Origin of the sequence: Paenibacillus sediminis (genome assembly GCF_017873765.1) — a bacterium.
In the GTDB taxonomy this organism is placed as follows: Bacteria; Bacillota; Bacilli; order Paenibacillales; family Paenibacillaceae; genus Paenibacillus_AG; species Paenibacillus_AG sediminis.
The window spans coordinates 94,894-114,991 of sequence record NZ_JAGGKP010000004.1; the positions used below are offsets into that span (position 1 = coordinate 94,894).

At 44.0% G+C, this 20,098-nt stretch carries 19 protein-coding genes and 1 riboswitch; of the genes, 5 read left to right on the forward strand and 14 right to left on the reverse strand.

What is annotated here, in order from left to right:
* Nucleotides 1-57: 57 nt before the first annotated feature.
* The 4 genes from J2Z20_RS10285 to J2Z20_RS10300 all read right to left on the reverse strand — a co-directional run bounded on the left by J2Z20_RS10285 (nt 58) and on the right by J2Z20_RS10300 (nt 3,244).
* Nucleotides 58-627 (reverse strand): hypothetical protein, encoded by a 570-nt coding sequence (locus tag J2Z20_RS10285; protein ID WP_209849164.1) that lies wholly within the window; start codon nt 625-627, stop codon nt 58-60.
* Nucleotides 628-656: 29 nt separating this feature from the next.
* The gene (locus tag J2Z20_RS10290; RefSeq protein WP_209849167.1) at nt 657-2,015 is read right to left on the reverse strand and encodes a TolB family protein; all 1,359 of its coding nucleotides are present in this window, start codon (nt 2,013-2,015) and stop codon (nt 657-659) included.
* Nucleotides 1,996-2,511, reverse strand: a complete 516-nt coding sequence (locus J2Z20_RS10295; protein WP_209849170.1) for an RNA polymerase sigma factor — start codon at nt 2,509-2,511, stop codon at nt 1,996-1,998. Before J2Z20_RS10295 ends, J2Z20_RS10290 begins: the two co-directional genes overlap by 20 nt.
* 121 nt (nt 2,512-2,632) lie before the next feature.
* Nucleotides 2,633-3,244 (reverse strand): TetR/AcrR family transcriptional regulator, encoded by a 612-nt coding sequence (locus tag J2Z20_RS10300; protein ID WP_209849173.1) that lies wholly within the window; start codon nt 3,242-3,244, stop codon nt 2,633-2,635.
* A 125-nt stretch (nt 3,245-3,369) separates the two neighbouring features.
* On the opposite strand from J2Z20_RS10300, the gene J2Z20_RS10305 reads away from it, so the two are divergent.
* The 4 genes from J2Z20_RS10305 (at nt 3,370) to J2Z20_RS10320 (ending at nt 9,804) form a co-directional block, all read left to right on the forward strand.
* Complete coding sequence (locus tag J2Z20_RS10305) at nt 3,370-4,884, forward strand: DHA2 family efflux MFS transporter permease subunit (protein ID WP_209849176.1); 1,515 nt, start codon at nt 3,370-3,372, stop codon at nt 4,882-4,884.
* Nucleotides 4,885-5,504: 620 nt separating this feature from the next.
* A riboswitch (cyclic di-GMP riboswitch) is annotated at nt 5,505-5,593 on the forward strand.
* A gap of 156 nt (nt 5,594-5,749) precedes the next feature.
* Nucleotides 5,750-7,477 (forward strand): methyl-accepting chemotaxis protein, encoded by a 1,728-nt coding sequence (locus J2Z20_RS10310; protein WP_209849179.1) that lies wholly within the window; start codon nt 5,750-5,752, stop codon nt 7,475-7,477.
* Nucleotides 7,478-7,496: 19 nt separating this feature from the next.
* Nucleotides 7,497-8,249: an SDR family NAD(P)-dependent oxidoreductase gene (locus J2Z20_RS10315; RefSeq protein ID WP_209849182.1), complete on the forward strand. Its 753-nt coding sequence runs from the start codon at nt 7,497-7,499 to the stop codon at nt 8,247-8,249.
* Nucleotides 8,250-8,289: 40 nt separating this feature from the next.
* On the forward strand, nt 8,290-9,804 hold the full coding sequence (locus J2Z20_RS10320) for a sodium:solute symporter family protein (RefSeq protein WP_209849185.1): 1,515 nt from the start codon (nt 8,290-8,292) through the stop codon (nt 9,802-9,804).
* Between the two features lie 110 nt (nt 9,805-9,914).
* On the opposite strand, the gene J2Z20_RS10325 is transcribed toward J2Z20_RS10320, so the two are convergent.
* From J2Z20_RS10325 to J2Z20_RS10340, 4 genes are read right to left on the reverse strand one after another with little or no spacing between them, the layout of a single operon-like run.
* Nucleotides 9,915-10,517, reverse strand: a complete 603-nt coding sequence (locus J2Z20_RS10325) for a response regulator transcription factor (protein WP_209849187.1) — start codon at nt 10,515-10,517, stop codon at nt 9,915-9,917.
* Nucleotides 10,514-11,686 carry a sensor histidine kinase gene (locus tag J2Z20_RS10330; RefSeq protein WP_209849190.1) on the reverse strand — a complete coding sequence of 391 codons (1,173 nt, stop codon included), beginning with the start codon at nt 11,684-11,686 and terminating at the stop codon, nt 10,514-10,516. The genes J2Z20_RS10325 and J2Z20_RS10330 overlap by 4 nt, the downstream gene beginning before the upstream one ends.
* Nucleotides 11,683-12,426, reverse strand: coding sequence for an ABC transporter permease (locus tag J2Z20_RS10335; protein ID WP_209849193.1), 744 nt, complete (start codon nt 12,424-12,426; stop codon nt 11,683-11,685). Before J2Z20_RS10335 ends, J2Z20_RS10330 begins: the two co-directional genes overlap by 4 nt.
* Nucleotides 12,423-13,325, reverse strand: coding sequence for an ABC transporter ATP-binding protein (locus J2Z20_RS10340; protein ID WP_209849196.1), 903 nt, complete (start codon nt 13,323-13,325; stop codon nt 12,423-12,425). The genes J2Z20_RS10335 and J2Z20_RS10340 overlap by 4 nt, the downstream gene beginning before the upstream one ends.
* A 248-nt stretch (nt 13,326-13,573) precedes the next feature.
* Between J2Z20_RS10340 and J2Z20_RS10345 the strand changes: the two genes are divergently transcribed.
* A complete protein-coding gene (locus J2Z20_RS10345) occupies nt 13,574-13,675 on the forward strand; it encodes a sporulation protein YjcZ (RefSeq protein ID WP_209849198.1) in 102 nt (33 codons plus the stop codon).
* Nucleotides 13,676-13,933: 258 nt separating this feature from the next.
* Here the strand turns inward: J2Z20_RS10345 and pstB are convergent, their stop codons facing one another.
* The 6 genes from pstB to J2Z20_RS10375 all read right to left on the reverse strand — a co-directional run bounded on the left by pstB (nt 13,934) and on the right by J2Z20_RS10375 (nt 20,096).
* Complete coding sequence (gene pstB, locus J2Z20_RS10350; RefSeq protein WP_209849200.1) at nt 13,934-14,692, reverse strand: phosphate ABC transporter ATP-binding protein PstB; 759 nt, start codon at nt 14,690-14,692, stop codon at nt 13,934-13,936.
* A 13-nt stretch (nt 14,693-14,705) separates the two neighbouring features.
* Nucleotides 14,706-15,593 carry a phosphate ABC transporter permease PstA gene (gene pstA, locus J2Z20_RS10355; RefSeq protein ID WP_209849203.1) on the reverse strand — a complete coding sequence of 296 codons (888 nt, stop codon included), beginning with the start codon at nt 15,591-15,593 and terminating at the stop codon, nt 14,706-14,708.
* Entirely contained in the window at nt 15,590-16,492 is a 903-nt protein-coding gene (gene pstC / locus J2Z20_RS10360) for a phosphate ABC transporter permease subunit PstC (RefSeq protein ID WP_209849206.1), read from the reverse strand. Before pstC ends, pstA begins: the two co-directional genes overlap by 4 nt.
* 83 nt (nt 16,493-16,575) lie before the next feature.
* On the reverse strand, nt 16,576-17,490 hold the full coding sequence (locus J2Z20_RS10365) for a phosphate ABC transporter substrate-binding protein (protein WP_209849208.1): 915 nt from the start codon (nt 17,488-17,490) through the stop codon (nt 16,576-16,578).
* A 326-nt stretch (nt 17,491-17,816) separates the two neighbouring features.
* On the reverse strand, nt 17,817-19,487 hold the full coding sequence (locus J2Z20_RS10370; protein ID WP_209849211.1) for a glycoside hydrolase family 13 protein: 1,671 nt from the start codon (nt 19,485-19,487) through the stop codon (nt 17,817-17,819).
* 267 nt (nt 19,488-19,754) lie between these two features.
* Nucleotides 19,755-20,096 carry a hypothetical protein gene (locus J2Z20_RS10375; RefSeq protein WP_209849214.1) on the reverse strand — a complete coding sequence of 114 codons (342 nt, stop codon included), beginning with the start codon at nt 20,094-20,096 and terminating at the stop codon, nt 19,755-19,757.
* Nucleotides 20,097-20,098 lie beyond the last annotated feature (2 nt).

Sequence of the window (20,098 nt, forward strand, 5' to 3'; positions counted from 1 at the left end):
AAAGCATACTCCATTTAATGTAGAGTACGCTTGCACACTATGATTTAGTTCTATTTATTACTTCATACCCGCTGTCTTCGCGATATCAACAATCTCTTTCTCATCAATCGATCCCGAATCAAAGTGTAAATCATACACGACTTTCTGATCTTTTAATAACAAATAGACATGAACTTGATCAGGTTGTTTATCCGAAGTCGTATCAAACTTAGTTGTCACTTGATACGCCTTAACAGGCAAATCCTCTAATTCTTTCTGGTCCACAATTTCCGATTGATTAGGAATAAGCCGATCCACTGACTCGTTATATCCTAGTCCGTCAATTCCACCAATTGGGTTATTGCCTTCAGAAAAACTAACGGAATCTAATCCATGCTGAACGGTCCAATTTTTATTTACCGATACTTTCAAATGATCCAGCTCAACAAGCTGAGTCGGATCATTTGATTGTTCTTTGGTCTGCGCAGCTGGTTTAGCCGGTTCAATCTGTGCACTCGCATCTTCATGATTTGTCTGTGAAGTGTTTGCGCTCGGCGCAGAGTCAATTAGCTTCGTCTCTGCTTCGCTGCATCCTGCGATCATGAGCCCTAGTAAAGTGACGACTATGCTTATTTTCCATATCTTCATTTCAAATCCCCCCATATTTATTAAATTAGCTATTCAAATTTTAAATCTAGTCTATATAACCCGAAGTGTCTTCCCTTCTCATCGTTAACGTCGCGAAGGAACAAAATTTGCTTGTTATCTTTGGACCATGTTGGATTCCAGTCGCTGTATATTCCCTCGCCCCTGAATTCCATGGAGACGTTAGAATCTCTATTCTTATAACTCTTCAGCATCTCTTCTAACTGCATATTATTTACTGGTGATGCAGTCAGACGACTTTCTGTTTTATTGCCGATATGGATCGCCCATATTTCTTTATGTCCTTCCACGATCTTCGTATTAGGCGGTAACTTCTCGCTCTGACGCTCTTCACTCGTATATTTAGAATAAGCAATGAACTGTCCATTTGGTGACCAAGATGGATCTGTGCCCTCAGTCAATTTCTCCTCATGTAAGCCGTCTATATCCAAAATCCAAATTTCCCGGATGGACTCATCTTGAGCATTTACTCTCGTAACGGCTAATTGATTGCCGATAGGCGACCAGCTAGGCTCGGCTCCGGTACCGATTCTTTGAAGCCCTTGGCCGTTCATGCCTATGATCCATACGCTTTGATCCGTTATTTGAAAACCATGGGGATCATTAGATGCAGTTGTTGTGCTTGTAAAAGCAATTGACTTGCCGTCTGGGGACCAAGCAGGAAGCGTATGAGCCTCATCCATTGTTTTCGGATACGTGATCTGGATGCGGTGCGAACCGTCTATATTCATAATCCAAATGGCCGGAGAACCTTTGATATAACCAGAAAAGGCAACCTGTTTGCCATCCGGAGAAATGGCTGGATCTCTCATGTATAGGAACTTCTCAAGCGGCAACGAAGTTGTTGTTCCATCCGCAGCGTTCCAAATCCACAGCTGATCATTTTTTTCAAACATGACTTGCTCCCCATCATTTATAGGTACAGGATGACTAATTTCAGAAAGACCGAGGTCGACTAAATTGACTTCACTTAATACTTTGATGTTATCGGCACTCGCTGTATTAAATATGAACTGATTGGATAATAAGGAGCATGCAAGAATGATGGTCATCGCTGCAGAGCCTATACGAATCCACCGTTTTACTAGATCATTTCTTGTCTTGAGTGAAGGGGACTTTTTATGACGTTCAGTAGGTTCAGTAATTTCGGCATCTTTACTTGCCTCTCTTAGCTGCGCTGCTACCCTTTCCACGTAGTCGGAGGACGGCAATTCCACTTCTTCTCTCATCGCTTTAATCATATTAACCGTTTCAAACAGCTCCGCCAGCTCTAAGTCGTCCGAGCCCAGCAAGTATAGATCTGCTTTGCCTTCGTTTAAAAGATCGATATATTGCGATAGCTGCTCTTCTCTATCTTCTGCTGTATCCATAGTCCATGCCTCCTGTTCTAGTTAATATTTTTCTTATCATCTCAATCGCTCTAAATTGAGTCGTTTTGATGCTCGATTCACTCTTACCAAGCAGCTCAGCTGTATCCTTAACGGAAAAACCTCGCAATAATCGGTATGTAATCACCTGTTGTTGTTCTTCATTTAGCAAAGAGAGCGCTCTACGCACTTCATCCATCTGCACCACTTCTTCTTCAGGCCCCTTTTCTGGGCTGCTTATGGCAAATTCCATCTCTAAAGGCACCTGATTATTTGTTTTTTTACTGCTTCGCCATTTGTCGATAATCAGGTTGCGGGCAATCGTTTTTAACAAACCAACAATATTGTCATTGTTCTCAATATACCTTGCTTCCGTACGGATCGCCCTAAGGAATGTCTCCTGCGTTAGGTCTTCTGCCTCCTGCCGGTCACTAACCCTGTATGCAATAAAGCGGTATATCTCTTGCCAGTGCTGCCTCCATATCTGTTCCCAGTCCATTTTATGTTCCCCTCTATTCTTCTTGAGAAAAGGTTTCTTACTAGCAAAGACGATGCAAAATCAATTTGGTTACAATTAACAAAAAAAGCTGAGCAGAACTCAGCTTTTGATTACATATAATTTAGAGACTAAAATGAAACGTTCCTTTCTTCGCACCAAGCAGCTTCTCGGTAATTTCATCGACCGCCGCAAGTTTGAGCCGCAGCTCTTCTTCCGTCCAGCTAAAAATGCCGGGGTCAAACAAAAACTGTGAACCCGCTAATAAAAATTCAGTAATTACGAGAGGGTTATCGGTATGGAATACACCCTCCCGGTTCCCTTGCTCTACGATTGATGCAACGAGCGGAGCATATTCCCTGATCATTCGCACGAGCGCTTTTTGATGCAGCATCGCATTATGATCTTCATGTAAATACTCGATTTCATCCATACGGTTATTGCCTTGTGCAAGCAGTTTGCGCACTTTCTCCAGCTTGTCCACTGCACCTGCGCCCTGCTCATCTACAATCTGCTGAAGCGAAGCGATATTTTCCTGCAGTTCCCTGTCAATAAGGGCGTCAGCAATGTCACTCTTGGACTGAAAATAATAATAGATGGTACCCTGGGCTACACCTACTTTTTTGACGATATCGCTTACCGCCGTCCGCTCATAGCCTTTCGTTTGAAAAAGCTCCTTCGCCGCATCCAATATATCTTTCTTCCGTTCTTCCGGAGATTTCGAAACACGTGCCATGACTAGCCCTCCAAAAATGTTCAAGTTAATTTCATTTTAACTATTGACTGATTGTCAGTCAACAATATATAATCTGTCTCGAGTCACTGACTGACAATCAGTCAAAATTGAAGGAGGAACAATTTATGTTCGCAAAAAAACGAGTTCCGTTTATTCTTCTTGCCGTCTTTATTGGCATTTTAATGGTCAACATCGATGGGATGATCGTATCCACAGCCATGCCCACCGTTATCGCTAAACTAGGCGGAATGAATCTGTTTTCTTGGGTAACTGCCGCTTACATGCTTACGACAACCGTGTTTATTCCGATTTTCGGCAAGCTCGCTGATCTTTACGGTAAAAAACCGTTCATACTGCTAGGTCTTCTTCTCTTTACAGTAGCCTCCGTACTCTGTGCCACAGCAGACAGTATGACGCAGCTCATTTGGTACCGCGCACTGCAGGGTGTCGGCGGCGCGCCGCTTATGCCGCTTGCTTTCGCCATGATTTTCGAAATCATTCCGCTCGAGAAACGCGGGCGTATGCAGGCGATGTTCATGGCCACCAACGGTATCGCACTCGTCGCGGGTCCGCAAGTCGGTGCCTGGTTGACCGAAAAGCTTTCATGGCACTGGGTATTTCTCATTAATGTTCCGTTTGGCATCATCTCCATGCTGCTGCTTGCTTTATTTTATTTCGAATCGAGCAGCCGAAAGTCATCTCGCCTCGATCTCGCAGGATTCACCGCACTGACCATATCAATAACTTCGCTCATGCTTGCGCTTGTTATGGGCGGTGTTGACTACACCTGGTCCTCATGGCAAATCATACTTTTATTTGCCGTAAGTGTAATCTTCCTTGTTGTGTTCATCCTCGCTGAGAAGAAAGCCTCAGAACCAATGATTCCGCTTCATCTGTTCTCTCGCACTGTTGTATCCTCGACAGGCATCTCGTTCTTGTTAGGTCTGATCATGGCTGCTGCTATGGCCTACATTCCAATGTACATCCAAGGTGTTGCCGGCCAAAGTGTCAGCAGAGCTGGCAATGCGTTAACACCGCTATCCGTGACACTCATTTTCGGTTCAATGGCGGGAAGTATGCTGCAGAGCCGACTTACGTTCCGTACCAGTATGGCCGTGGCAATTGTGCTGCTCGGCATTAGCTGCGGCATGCTCTATGGGCTCACGCCGGCATCAAGCCACGGCTATGTTATCGCAGCGATGATCGTCATGGGTGCCGGCATGGGTCCGCTCTTCCCGATAACGATGATGCTCATGCAGACCTCCGTTTCAAGGGAGCATAACAGTACGGCTACAGCGCTCGTCAGCTTTTTCCGCAACATCGGTCTAGCGCTCGGCAGCAGTGTATTCGCAGCGATTATTAATAATCGACTCGTTCATACGATACAAGGACTTCCTGCTGCTAAGGATATGAATGCTATACAACCGCAGGCTTTGATGGACACGGCTGCGCGTGCCCGTATCCCAGCTCCGATTCTTCACGTCCTTGAACAAGGCTTAAATAATGGCATCATTATCGTCTTTGCCGCCGGTGCAGCGATCTGTATGGCTATGCTTGCACTTAGTTTACTGGCTGGCAAAGCACGATTGGAGATCGCTCCTAGCGATGCAAAGGCTGTGAAGCCGCAAGTTCAACAGTAGTACGTGGCATAGTTAGTTAAACTTACGGAAAACAAGAGCAAATAAGCGACAACGGGCAGGCGCCTCGGCCACTGCCTATTTAAGTAGAACAATCCCTAAAGTTTTCCATATTGTTAAATTGCAATAAAAGGGGATTGATTTTTGATTCATTATTAGCGTATAGAGCAGCTGTGGGCATACAAACACGACAAGTCGTATCTATGTTGAAACCTGGATAATTTAAGATGAAAGTTGAACAAAACAGAATCAAACGATTTGTTTGATGAGAATGCTATTACGCAAAATGCTAATTGGTTAGCCGACTACTGGAGCAAAAAAAGCATTGCTGGCCTAATACGAATGCCTGCAACAAGACACAATTATTTACACTTGAATAAATGCGTTCGTATAAAGGATAAATTCCATAAGCAGATGAAGAATCCACTCTAATGATAAGGAGTGGCTTTTTCTCTATATGGAAATGTAGATCATACGGTCAAACCGTACTATGTGCTTAGAGAATACTGCGGAGAACCTAATCCTACCAAATTTAAAGCTAGTTAAATAGAACTATTTTTATTATTAAAATTGTAAAAATCATAGATTATTTTGTCGTTTTTTGGTACATTTGATATACCAAAAGTTGTAAAAGGCAAACCCGCGGAAACACGGGGACGCAAAGCTATGTGCCTAAAGGATTAAAAGATCCTAAGGTTGACAGGCCGCCAATGTCATTGTTCTATCTGAATAATGCGTTTTCGCGTACTGTCTAGTATTTTCCTGGCAGGCGCTTTTTTTATTGAGACACCACTGGGAGGAGGGCCGTCAAAAACAGAGAAAGCCGTAAACGTCTGCTAGAGAGAAATTACAATAAAGGAGAAGAGCAATGCAAAAAGGTAGAAATTTATCATTAAAGTATAAGGTATCACTTATCGTTATTGTTATTGTTGTCTTGATTTTTACTGCGGTGACCTACTTCAGCTTAAACATTTTGAAAAAAAATCTTGATAATGATTTGAAGAGAGAGTTGCTTAGTGTAGGTACACTGACAAGCATGCAGATCGATCCCGCTCAGGTTAATCGGCTTTTAAGCAGCAACGGTAACGGTAACCCAGACTTTGTAAGCATGCAGAAACAGCTTGATCAAATCCAGAAAGACCAAGGCATCATGAGCTGGAGCTATATCTGGACCCTGAAGAACGATCAGGTGACTACTCAGGCGTTTACGTCCAATTTAAATGAAATTTATAAGCCAGGGGCTTTGTTTAAGGATATCGCTCCTATCCATCTCCAGACTGCCAAGAAGGTGTATTCCACTGGAACGTCACAGGTTACTGATATTTTCACTGACCCTTTCGGTACTTGGAGAACCGTATTCTCTCCCATTAAGTTAGATGGCAAAGTCATTGCTGTAATCGGTATCGACTATTCCGCGGACTACATTAATCAGCTCTCTAATCAAGCACGGAACCAACAGCTGCTGATCACACTCATTGGTCTGATCATCGTAGCACTTGTGATATATTCCATTATAAATATGATTCTCAAACCGCTGAAAACTATTGTTAACGTGTCTAACCGTATCGCGGAGGGTGACTTAAGCAGCAGTCAGTTCAGTTACAAATCCAATGATGAAATTGGTCAGCTCAATATGGCGATCGCCAAAATGCAGAATAATCTGCGCTCTCTGATTCTGAGCATTCAGGAATCTTCCGAGCATGTAGCCTCTTCATCCGAACAGCTGACTGCAAGTTCCCAAGATACCGAATCCTACTCGGTAAAAGTAAATCAGGATATGTCCGATGTCGCCGCAAAAACATTAATGACATCTAAAATCACTGATGAAACCGTAACTGTCCTGGAAGAGACTGCGCTGGGAATCCAGCGTATTGCTGAATCGACCGCTACCGCTTCCGATGAGTCCGAGCAAATGGCCTTGAGTGCTCAGAACGGTTATGAATCCGTCCAAAAATTGCAGGATCAAATGCACAAAATTACCGATTCTGTAACGCGTATTGCCGATGTAGTTAATATTCTGAACTCGCAGATCGGCGAAATTAATGAGATGACCAATCTGATTACCGATGTAGCGGAACAGACCAATTTGTTGTCGCTAAATGCCTCCATTGAAGCTGCGCGTGCCGGTGAACACGGCCGAGGCTTCGCGGTCGTAGCCACAGAAATTCGGAAGTTGGCCGAGAGCACAGGCCGCTCTGCAAGTACCATTGCCGAGCACCTGTCGGGCATTACACGCAACACTACAGAATCCCAGACTATAGCCATGGAAGGACAGAACGAGGCCTATATAGGACTTAAGCTGATGGAAGAAGCAGGACGTTCCTTTAAGCAGATTTTGGAATCTACTAAAAATGTAGCTATGCAAATGCAGGAAATTTCAGCTTCTTCCGAGCAAATTTCTGCTTCCTCCCAAGAGGTAACGGCTTCAGTAACTGAACTTAGATCTGCCGCAGGGGATATCGCACAGAAAGCTGATCAAGTCTCCTATGCCTCCGGACAACAGCTGCAGTTCATCAAGGAAGTAGCCAAAGCAACGGAATCTTTAAGCCATACCTCGCAATCTCTGCAGGAATTAATTCAGCAGTTCAAAGTTTAGCAAATAGGAGAGACCAAATATGAGTTATACAGGACTAAAAGGCAAGCAGGCGTTAATTACAGGCGCAAGCAAAGGAATTGGTAAAGCGGTGGCATTGGAATTTGCCAAAGCCGGAACGAACGTCATGATCAATTATATTGGCGATGACAAGGACGCTCTTGAAGTAAAAAAAGAAGCAGAATCCTATGGCGTTAAAGCGGAAGTTTTCCTTGCGGATGTAAGTGACTCTGCCCAGGTGCGTGAGATGTTCAGCGCATTTGACCGCTTGTTCGGCACGCTTGACATTCTTGTGAATAATGCGGGTATTGCCCAAGCTGTTACGGTTCGTGAAATGACCGATGAGCAGTGGGACCGGATGATCAAAGTGCATTTATATGGAACATTTTATAATGCAAGAGAAGCAGCACGCCGGATGTGGGACAAGAAGTCCGGCAAAATCATTAACATTTCCTCAGATTTAGCCAGTCTAGGGTGTGAGGAATTTACGCATTATTCCGCAGCTAAAGGCGGTATTACCTCCTTCACTAAAGCTTTGGCCCGGGAACTGGCTCCTCACATTAATGTGAATTCAGTAGCTCCAGGAGGAACACTGACCGATATCCTCGCAGACTTCGGCGAGGGATACGAAGAGGAAGAAGCGGCGAAATACCCGCTGAAGAGGCTAGCTCAGCCTCAAGAAATCGCCAAGTCGGTGCTGTTCCTTGCTTCCGACGATGCAAATTTCTACACAGGCCAAGTGCTCGGCGCCAACGGCGGCAGCGTAATGAACTGATTACATAGGTTACAACAAGGTTGTAAATAGGAGGACCAACATGACGTCCATTATCGTATTTCTCATCTACTTGGTGTTTATTTATTACATAGGCTTTAAAGGGTATCAAAAAATTAACACAGCCGAGGATCTGCTCGTCGCAGGCTGGAGCATGCCGCTGTATGTTGTCGCCGGCAGCCTTCTTGCCGCTATGCTTGCCGCCCCGTTCTTCTTCGCTGCTATCGGATCCGGTTACACGACCGGCGGCTTTGAAGGGACGGCAACCATGGCTGGACTTGGAACATGCATGGTGCTGGGCGCCTTCATTTGGACCCGGCCGCTGCGCAGACTCAAGGGCTGGACCATCGCCGACTATTATGGTCTGCGCTATGCCAGTAAGAAGCTGGGCGCTTACTCGGGAACCGTGATGGCGATTGCCTTCGGCTTCTTTAATGCAGGAGCCCTGACAGTCGGAGGAACCTACATCATACAGGCGATCTTCCATCTTCCTTTCATTCCAGCCGCCCTGCTTTTCGTGCTTCTGACGGCTCTGTATTCCATTATTGGCGGACTGTGGGCTGTTGCCTACACTGAAGTTATTCAGGGCCTTCTCTCCATTCTAGGGATACTAGGAATTACTGTTGCAGTCATTTATTCATATCACGACAACATATTCCACCCCGATTGGTGGAACGTAAGCACCCTGTTCAATAAAGGGGGTGCGACGTTCTGGAGTCTGTATCTTGTGCTTGCGTTTGGCGATATTCCAGCAGCTGACTTAGGGCAGCGGGTCGCTGGAGCCAAGAACCCGAAGATCGCTCAACAGGGTATGATCATCTCAGGTATCGCGGTCATTGCCATCAGTTGGATTCCGGGCATGCTCGGCGAAGCTTACAAATTCATTTATCCGGGCAGCCAAAATCCGGAGAACCTAATGCTGACATTCGCCCAAGGTTACTTCCCGCCTATAGTTTCCGCGATCTTCCTGACTGCGCTTGGCGCAATGGGGATGTCGACCCTGGCAGCCTGTTTCGTCGCTTCCTCAGGAGTATTCACCAAGAACATTTATCTGGATTTCATTAATAAAAATCCGACCCCGAAAAAGCTGTTGCTGATCTCAAGGATTGGTATCGCCGTGAGTGCCGTAATCGGCTTTATCCTGGCGATTAACTTCCAGCAGATTATTAACCTAGCGTATCTCGCATGGGATATTATTTTCGTTACTGTTTTCTGGCCCCTCGTGCTCGGGCCATTCTGGAAGAGAGTTTCCACAATTGCCGTGTGGGCCAGCATCACGGTCGGTCTACTCTATTACATCATCACTTCCATCGTTGGGGTGCCAGGATGGACCACGGACTCCACCGGATTCTTCGGACTTGTCACCGACCTTTGGATGATGCCGAGCATTTCCGGTGTAATCTGGTCAGGGATTACTATTGTGCTGTTCAGCTTCATCTTTCCGGCTACTCCTGCTGTTCGGGAAATGTTTGACAGACAGAAGGACGCTTCATTGGATAGAGTTGATAGCCCTAACAAAGACGTAAAATCCGGTTTTGGAGCACATGCGAAGGCCTAATATATAAAAGGTGTAAATAAAAGGAGCTGTCTCCCGATTTATCGAATCCGGCAGACAGCTCCTTTTTCTTAATGTAGATTTATTCTCTACAGTTCGTCATTTGGGCTTACCTAAATCCACCCTTTCGACTGTGCAATTTTGACTGCGTCTATACGATTTTTGGCCTCGAGCTTCTGCATCAATTCTGACATATAATTGCGGATGGTTCCTTCAGATAAAAATAAATGCTTAGCCATCTCGGCTGTGCTGAGCCCATCAGATGCGAGCTGCAGAACCATTCTTTCACGCTCTGTCAGTGGGTTCTCATCCTCAAATACAGTTACAGCGAGCTCTGGACTGATATAGCGTCCACCTCGTGATACATCTCGAAGCACTTGCGCGAGCTGCTCCACCGGAGCATCCTTCAGCATGTATCCTTTGACTCCAGCCTTTAGTGCACGTTGCAAGTAACCCGCGCGGCCAAATGTCGTAACAATGACTACTTTACTGGGGAGCTTTCTATTCTTGATCGCTTCAGCTACATCAAGCCCGCTCATTCCAGGCATTTCAATATCGAGAATGCAAATATCGGGTTGCAACAATTCTATTTTATGTAAGACTGTCTCTCCGTCAGCAGCCTCGTCGATGACTTCAATATCTTCTTCCATATTAAGTAAGGCGGTAAGAGCGCCTCTCACCATCGATTGATCTTCCGCAATGATGACGCGTATCATGCTCCACCTCCAGACAATGCTATATTGCCAGACACAATTCGCGGAACTGTGACGGTCACAATTGTACCGGTCGCCGCATTCGGATCCATGTCCAGTATTCCTTCAACCAATTCCAGCCGTTGCCGCATTCCGAATAATCCATGACCTTGCCGAATGGCTTCCGTCTTTCTCTCCTGATCATGAGCCCACTTCCCGTTATCGGCAACCTCTAGCTGAGTAGCTGTGCCGGTATCCGTGAACGTAATGACACACCGGGAAGCGCCGCTATGCTTCACAACATTCGTCATACATTCACGCAGACACATGGCTAAAATAGTACAAGTCAGCGAAGAATGCTGCCTTTGTACCGCCTCAATATCTCCGTGTACTTCGAGCTTAATATCAGCAGCTTCCGCAATTTGTCGAGCGCCCAGCAGTTCTTCTTGCAGATTCACCATATGCATATCCGACACTAAATTACGCATTTGGGTGAGTGCCTTCCGTGCCGCTTCCTCAATTTCTTTTAACTCCTGAACAGCTCTTTCCGGATCTCGTGTCACATATTTCCCTGCTAATTGACCTTTTAACGAAATCATCGATAGCGTATGACCGAGCGTATCATGGAGGTCACGCGCAATTCTTTGCCGCTCCTCCTGCTTCGTTAGACGTTCAATCTGCATGTTCGCATCCTTGATCTGCAGGTTCATTTCACGATACCTCCGCGCTGCGCGCATCCCGAACGGAACAATTGCAAGAGTAACGAACAGCGCAAGCTCAGCGCCCAACTGGCCAATGACATCGTAATCATTTGAAGAAAAAAATGGTGTGCTAATAAACGCAACGAGCAAAAATGCAACTGCACCGAGCATCATTTTCTTGCTGCGTAAATTCCCGATCGCCGCTGTTGTGAAAAAACCAACGTACAAAAAGTTTGGGTCCCAGTGTATCGCGAGAGTCATAATAATCGCAATTTCAATCGTTACCCATAAAAGAAGGCGTGCTCCTTGCTCCCAATAAGATTGCCGATAAGCGACCTGAAATATCAAAATCAAAGAAAGCCCAAAGAGGGCTTCCCAAGATGTATGAGACAATTTGAACAAATAGTAAACGGGCATTAACCAGTAGATTAACCACAAATAAGGCATAACCCCCATCGCCGGGGGGAACAGCCGAAAAGAACATTTTTTCATGCATTCACCGCTTCTTGTCGTTTACTGATCATCGTTGATACTATTATAAACAACGCAAGATAAACTAGCAAAACGATTATATCCTGCACATGAACGCTCTTTCCTTCAATCATGTTCCAAACGACGTGAGCAAATCGGTACGTTGGCGTCCATTCAGATACCGATCGCATAGATTTGGAGAAGCTTTCTATAGGCATCCACAACCCTCCGACCATCGCCAATATTAAATATACGCCAGAAGAGATCACCTGCACACTTGCTTTGCCGCTTACAAGACCAAGTAAAATACCAAGCGCCATGAAAGGCAGCGAGCCGACCCAAATCCAAAGAGCACTTTCAATCCATACCTGAATTGATAAATCTACATGTTTAACTAACAGTCCTGCTAGGAAAATAACAGCGATGATGATCGCGCTAAGCACCATCTGTGCGAACATTTTCGCTAAGATGTACTGAGTATGAGATACCGGTGTTATCCGCAGCGTCTTCATCCACCCTTGAGCTCTTTCCTGTGCGTACCGGACACTTAACGTTTGGACAGCCCCGCCCATCACACCAAATACAGCCATCGAAATCATATAATAGGCACTGAAAGTTGTTCCCCCTACCTGCTGATCTCCAAATGTAGAGGTGAAGAATAAATAGAAAGCAAGAGGAAGAAGGACGCTGGAAATAAGAAATCTGCGGTTACGTATCGTCCTCTTAAGCTCCGCTTTACACTGAATCATAAATTTTCTCATTTGATTCCAGCCCCTTCCGTTTCTATCACTTGTTCAAAGACCTCATTCAACCCACCGCCTTTAATCTCGATGTCCTTCATATCAAATCCGCGTTCAACTAGAGAAAATAACAGGCTATCGGTATTCGCCGTATACAGCTTCACATGACGTCCATTCCACTCTGTTCGGTCGATGCCTGGCAGAGCTGCAAGATCATCTTGCTGTATAGCAGGACCCGCAATAAACGAAATATATCTGCCGCCAAGCGACCCTTTCAATTGATCTGGTGTACCATCGGCCACAATTTTCCCGTGGTTAATAACGAGTATTCGATCCGCAATCGCATCAGCCTCTTCCAAATAATGCGTCGTGAGTACAATCGTTCGGCCGCCCTGAGCAAGAGCGCGGAGCATTTCCCAGAAAACCCGTCTTGACGTTACGTCCATGCCAACAGTCGGTTCATCCAGAAAAATCACTTCAGGATCCCCGGATAAAGCTAGCGCAAATTGTAATCTTCGTTTTTGTCCACCGGATAAATGCTCGGTGAACAGCTCCGCTTCCTTCTCCAATCCCGCAAGGCGAAGCAATCTTTCCGTAGGCATTGGATGTGCATAGTAGCTGCGGAACAAATCGATCACTTCCTTGACCTTCAAACGATCAATGACATCCACTTCTTGCAGAATCGCCCCAATACGGCCGCGTATATGTTCATCTTGAGGATTTCCGCCAAGCAGCCGCACCGTGCCTGCTGTGGGTCTCTTTAATCCTAGTATCAAAGAGATCGCTGTCGTTTTACCTGCACCGTTAGGTCCAAGAAGTGCGACCACCTGTCCTGATTTGATCGACAGTGATAAATGATCCACCGCCTTGTTAGGGCCGTATTGTTTCGTGACCCGTTCCAGTTCAATGACATTTCCCATCTATTCCACTCCTTCGTATCCTTCGTTATTTCCTTGTCTTTATCATAACGATTGCCGAAAAAGGTAGTAGTCAGAGCTATCACCTTTTTGAGGTGACAAATGTCATATGAATTTTATGTAACATAAATGTAATTATAAATCTAGCAAAAAGCATGATGTTTTCTCATATATATCCGTCCAAGCAATGGCTCGTTTTCTGACATATGAATATAGAGTAGTAACAACCTATTTTGAAAGGAGAGATCAGTATGGGTGGTGCAGGATACGGCGGAGGCTTATTTACCAGTACAGCTGCGATCTTAGTTCTGTTTATTCTCTTGGTTATTGTAACCCGTTCATTTTTATACTAATCTCTTGAACCTGGCTATGAAAACAAATAAACACTCCATTTGGAGTGTTTATTTGTTTTATACAATTTATTAAAGGTTTACATTTTAATAATGTTCAAAATGCCGTTTCATATTTAAAAATTTCTCATATTTCATAGATTACAAGTGAATATAACGAAAGGGGGCTACCTTTTAAAGGGAAGTCAGATTTTATCAAGAACAACCCAGTTCCGAGGGCTTGCTACCCTATTTATTTCTACAATTCACTCTGTCCATCAATCATCCAAACCGTCCACTAATGTAATCATTGGTCTCTTGCTTCTGAGGGTTAGAGAACATATTGACGGTTTGATCGTATTCGACGACTTCACCGTTCAGGAAGAAAGCCGTTTTCTGTGAAACACGAGCTGCTTGATGCATGTTGTGTGTCACGATAATAATCGAGTAATCCTTCTTGAGCTCAGCAATCAGTTCCTCAATTTTTGCCGTTGAGACTGGATCAAGCGCAGAAGCTGGTTCGTCCATCAGAATAATATCTGGCTTGACAGCGATTGAACGCGCAATACATAGACGCTGCTGTTGTCCGCCCGAAAGCGCCAAAGCCGACTTATGAAGACGATCCTTCGTTTCATCCCATAGCGCAGCCTTTCTTAGCGATTCCTCAACAATTTCATCAAGCTTCTTCTTGCTCTTTATTCCATGGTACCGAGGTCCAAAGGCAATATTTTCATAGATTGATTTATGGAAAGGGTTCGGACGCTGCCACACCATACCGATTCTTTGACGCAGTGAAACAACATCGGTTGCCGGATTGTTAATGTCCTCATCACCAATTAGAATCTGACCCGTAATTTTGGCGCCTGGAATTAAATCGTTCATTCTATTCAAGCTGCGTAAGAAGGTTGATTTACCACAGCCGGAAGGCCCAATTAAAGCCGTAACCTCTTTAGAGGCAAAATCAAGTGAAATGTTCTTCACTGCAGGCTTATCCCCATAATGAACACTCAAATTTCTGGCCGATAATGCGATTTCCTGCATTCGGTTTACCTCCTTATTTAGTAGCTGTAAACTTGCGGTACACGAGACGACCGAGCCATCTTGCAGCAAGGTTAAATAATAACACCGTAATAATCAACACAGCTGACGCACCTGCAGCGATTTCGGACGCATCCGGAGCGAGTCCTTCTGAGTTCACTTTCCATATATGAACTGCCAGTGTTTCCGCCGGTCTAAATGGATTTAGCGGTGACACAGGGCTCAGCGGATTCCAATCTGTAAAATCAAGGCGCGGTGAGCTCATCCCCGCTGTAAAGAGCAGCGCAGCCGCTTCACCAAATACACGCCCTGCAGCAAGGATTGTCCCAGTTAAAATAACAGGGAGCGCATAAGGAAGCATAACGGAAGTAATTGTCTTCCACTTTGAAATACCTAGTGCTAAGCTCGCTTCCTTCTGTTCTCGTGGCACGCTCTTGAGCCCTTGCTCAGTAATGCGCACCATTAATGGAAGATTAAATACGGTTAATGCTAATGCACCCGAGAATAACGAGAATCCAAATCCAAATAAGTTGACAATCACCAAAAGTCCAAACAGACCTACCACAATGGATGGAAATGAAGATAATACCTCTACAACAAGTCTAATGAAATCGGTGAGTTTGTTCGGTTTAGCATATTCACTCATATAGATACCAGCACCAAGACCTAACGGAATCGTAATAACCATCGTAAGAACCAAAAGGAACAACGAGTTAAACAATTGCGGACCTATGCCCCCGCCTTTACGAATCGTTTCTGGAGCAGACGTAAGGAAATGGAAGCTGATATGCCCGAGCCCGCGTACGAGTATAAAGCCAAGCATACCTACCAATATGGCTATAATCAACCCGGCGACAACCACAATAGCAGCCGTTGCTATTTTATCTGCTGTTTTTGCCTTCATATTTTCGATCTCCTTTCCAGCCAGCGGACGATAAATACGAAAACAAATGTCATTAAGAGTAGAATAAGCGCAAGCGTCCAAAGTGCATTATTTTGTGCTGAACCCATTGCAGTGTTACCCATGCTTAGCGTAATTGCGCTTGTAAGCGTAGATGTCGATTCAAACAGTGAATGCGGGATATGCGGCGCATTCCCAATAACCATTTGTACGGCAAGTGCTTCACCGAAAGCTCTCGCTATTCCAAGTACAACCCCAGTAAGCAGTGCTGGTAAAGTGGTTGGAAGCACAATGCGATATATCGTTTGCCAACGCGTTGAGCCTAGTGCGTAAGATCCTTCCTTCAGACCTGAAGGAAGCGCAGCTAACGCATCGGTTGTTATCGTCGTTATCGTAGGCAAGATCATGACAGCGAGTACCACTGAGCCTGCTGCAATCCCAAGCCCTTGTCCTGGAAACACATTTCTAAAAAACGGAACAATCACACTTAGACCCACAAATCCGTATACGACAGAAGGGATACCGGCCAGCAATTCAATCACCGGTTGAAGATATTTACGTCCAAATTTCGGCGCGATTTCAACCATAAACAATGATGCACAAATCCCCATAGGAGCTGCAATTAGAGCTGCCAGTATTGATGTGCTGAATGATCCAAAAATGAAAGGCAGAGCTCCAAACAGCGGCGGCACTCCATCAGGGCTCCATTTTACGCCTGTAAAAAAGTCAGCTATATTCACTTTGTTAACAAAAAAAGTACTTAGACCTTTAGATGCCACAAAATAAACCATCGAAAAAATGGTTACGATAAGCAGAAGGATACACAAAAAGGTATAAATTCGACCAACCCATTCTTCCACAAGATGCGGCTTTGCTTGTTGCCTTTCTGTAGATCGAGCCATAAATCTCTCCCTTTACACGACTATAAAGAGGCAGATGACGCTCCGCCTCTTTATGGTCTTTAATATCAATTAATCTAAGTTAATTATTTCTTCTTGATGTTGCCGTCAACATCGCGTACAACTTGCATTTTACTTACTGGAATATATCCCAAATCTTTAACAGCGCCATTTTGAACTTCATCACTTGTCATGTAATCCAAGAAGGCTTTAACTTCAGGTTTTGGTTCGCCTTTTGTATACATGTGCTCATATGCCCAGATTGGATAAGTTCCGTTTGCAACGTTATCTTCAGTCGGTGCTACACCTTCGTATTTAACAGCTTTTACGGAATCATCAATATAGGATAGAGCCAAGTATCCGATGGCACCAGGTGTTTCAGCGATAAGTTTCTTAACTGTACCTGAGGAATCCTCTTGAATGGATCCTTGAAGGTCTTCTGTTTTCATGCCAAGTGCATATTTTTCAAAGGTCGCACGTGTACCAGAGCTAGCAGGGCGGTTAACAATTTGAATTTTTTGATCAGGTCCGCCAAGTTCTTTCCAGTTCGTTACTTTACCAGTGAAAATATCAACTAATTGTTGTTTCGTAAGATTGTCTATATTAACTTTAGGGTTCACAACTGCAGCCATACCAACAACTGCTACTTGATGGTCTACAAGGTCTTTAGCTTGAGCAGCATCAAGTTTCTCAGATGCGAATACATCGGAGTTACCAATGTCCGCTTGACCGCCGGCAACTTGTGTCAAGCCAGTGCCGCTTCCGCCGCCTTGAACTTGTACTGTGATGCCTTTGTTTTTATCCATAAACGTTTTTGATGCTTCTTCTACCAAAGGTTGAAGCGCTGAAGATCCAGTCGCCAGAATTGAACCAGTCAACTCACTATTTGTATTGGCACTCGATTGATCTCCACCTTCCGCTGAACCTCCGCTATTCTTACCGCAAGCTGCAAGTGCTAACGTGAGTACAGCAGCCAAAATCAGCATCATCGTCTTTTTCATTTGTTTTTGTTTCCCCTTCCTGATCTTTTGTTTATATGTTGATCATTTGCTGATCACAGTTCTTATTGTAGAAGCTGCTTATTAATGTGATGTTTTCTAAATGTAAACGGAATGTAAAATGTTAAAAATAATAACGCTGGTAACGTGGGTTGATTAAATGGCATTTTTCAAACAGCAAAACGACCCTTGCTTTAATTTTTCATTCATGATCTATGCCACCTTTCTTAAATTAACGCATCCAAAATTCGCTTCGGTAATATGTATGATGTTGTATTAAAAAAGCGCGCCTTCAAGCGGAATAATTCCACTAAAAGCGCACTTTCATATTACTTACTTCTCAGCAAATATACTCTTGTCTCATAAGGTTTCAGCTTTATTTTCTTCGGTGTATCTGGCCCTTTAACCGCATAATTATTTAGCAGCAATTCCGAGCGCTCGAACTTAATGTTCGAAGGAAGCTTAAATAACGCTTTGCTATCGCCAAAATTACAGATCACAAGTACTTTCTCTTCCCCTAACGTTCTAGTGTAGGCGTATATTTGTTTATGATCTTTAAGCAGCAAATCATAATGACCGTATACAAGCACTGAATGTCGTTTACGAAGCTGGATCATTTTTTTATAGAAATGGAGTATCGAGTTAGGATCTTCCAATTGTTTTTCTACATTAATTTCCGAATAATTTGGATTCACGCCAAACCAAGGCTTACCAGTCGTAAAACCTGCGTTTTGTTCGTTAGACCACTGCATTGGAGTTCTTGAATTGTCTCTTCCGCGTTCCCAAATCACTTGCATAATTTCTTCGTGAGGGCGTCCGGCTGCAGTTTCAATGTTGTAGTAATTTATCATGCCTACATCATCATAATCTTCGATCGAGTTGAATTTCACATTCGTCATGCCGATTTCTTGGCCTTGATAAATATACGGAGTTCCCTGCATTAGAAAGTAAAACGCGCCTAGCATCTTCGCACTTTCGATCCGATATTTTTTGTCATTGCCCCATGTGGACACAGACCGCGGTTGATCGTGATTTTCTAAGAAAAGCGCGTTCCAACCTTTATTTTCGAGACCTTTTTGCCACTTGGTAAACGTATTCTTCAATCCCAGCAGATCAACCGATTTCTTCGCTCCTTTATCCCAAAGTCCCAAATGTTCGAACTGGAAAATCATATTGAATTTCCCGTTACGTTCGCCCACCCATTCATCCGCTTGATTGATATTCACACCATTCGCTTCACCAACGGTCATAATGTCATATTTGGATAACGTATTTTCTTTGAGCTCCGTTAGAAATTCTTGAATCCCTTCACGGTTCATATGACCATCGAAAGATGGAACATACTGTCTTCCTTCTGGATTGTCCATATCAGGGAGTCCATAAGCTTTCTTAATGTGACTGATTGCATCGACACGGAAACCATCAATTCCTTTGTCCAGCCACCAGTTAATCATTTGATATACTTCTTGCCGCATCTGTTCGTTTTCCCAATTTAGATCGGGTTGTTTTGTAGAGAAGATATGTAAATAATACTGATCCGTAGTCTTATCATATTGCCAAGCCGACCCGCCGAAAATACTTTCCCAGTTGTTTGGTTCGCGGCCGTTTTTGCCATCTCTCCATATGTACCAATCTCGCTTAGGATTATCTTTGGAAGAACGTGATTCAATAAACCAAGGATGTTCATCACTTGTATGATTGATCACCAAATCCAATATTAATTTCATGCCTCTCGCATGAACTTCTGCAAGCAGTTTATCGAAATCTGCCATCGTCCCGAACTCATCCATAATATCCTGATAATCAGAAATATCGTAACCGTTATCATCATTCGGTGATTTATAGATCGGACAAATCCAAATGACATCAATGCCTAGATTTTTTAAATAATCCAGCTTCGAAATAATGCCTTGCAAATCTCCGATGCCATCCCCGTTGCTGTCCATAAAGCTTCTCGGATAAATCTGATACACAACTGCTTCTTTCCACCATGTTCTCATCTTTCTTACCTCTCAAGCGTATTTTGTTCAGATTGACGAGGCTAAATCATCACCTATACATAACAGAATAGCAGCCCAGAACGTTTAAAAAGTTCTAGACTGCCACGTTAATGACTATACGTCCCCGTCTGTTTCTAGAATCTACCTAATAAGCAACATACCATAAGGCCATCACTTATCACAATACATCATTTCAACAAAAAACCGAGGAAAATCAGAGATCATTCTGAATTTCACTCGGCTAACGGTCATACTATTGACGATGATTTATTTTTTCCATTTCGGATTTCGGTAAAACTCAATCATATCGATAAAAGTAACCTTGTAATGCTCGCTTACCTCTTTCAAATCATACACTCTGCCGTAACCTTCATCCTTAAGAGCAAAGACATAGTCATGTCTAAGGTTATCCATTGGGATTTTCCCGATAAATGAGCCCTCGTATTCCCGGTATTTCTCCTTAAATTCATCGTCAAATTTGAGGATAATATCGTAAGACGCTTCAACAAAAGCGTTCACCAGCGTTAATTCTTTCCCTTCACTGTGTACTGCAACGTAATAATTTCCACGTTCGTCACGAATGATATCTTTTAAAACTTCAATCTGCATAA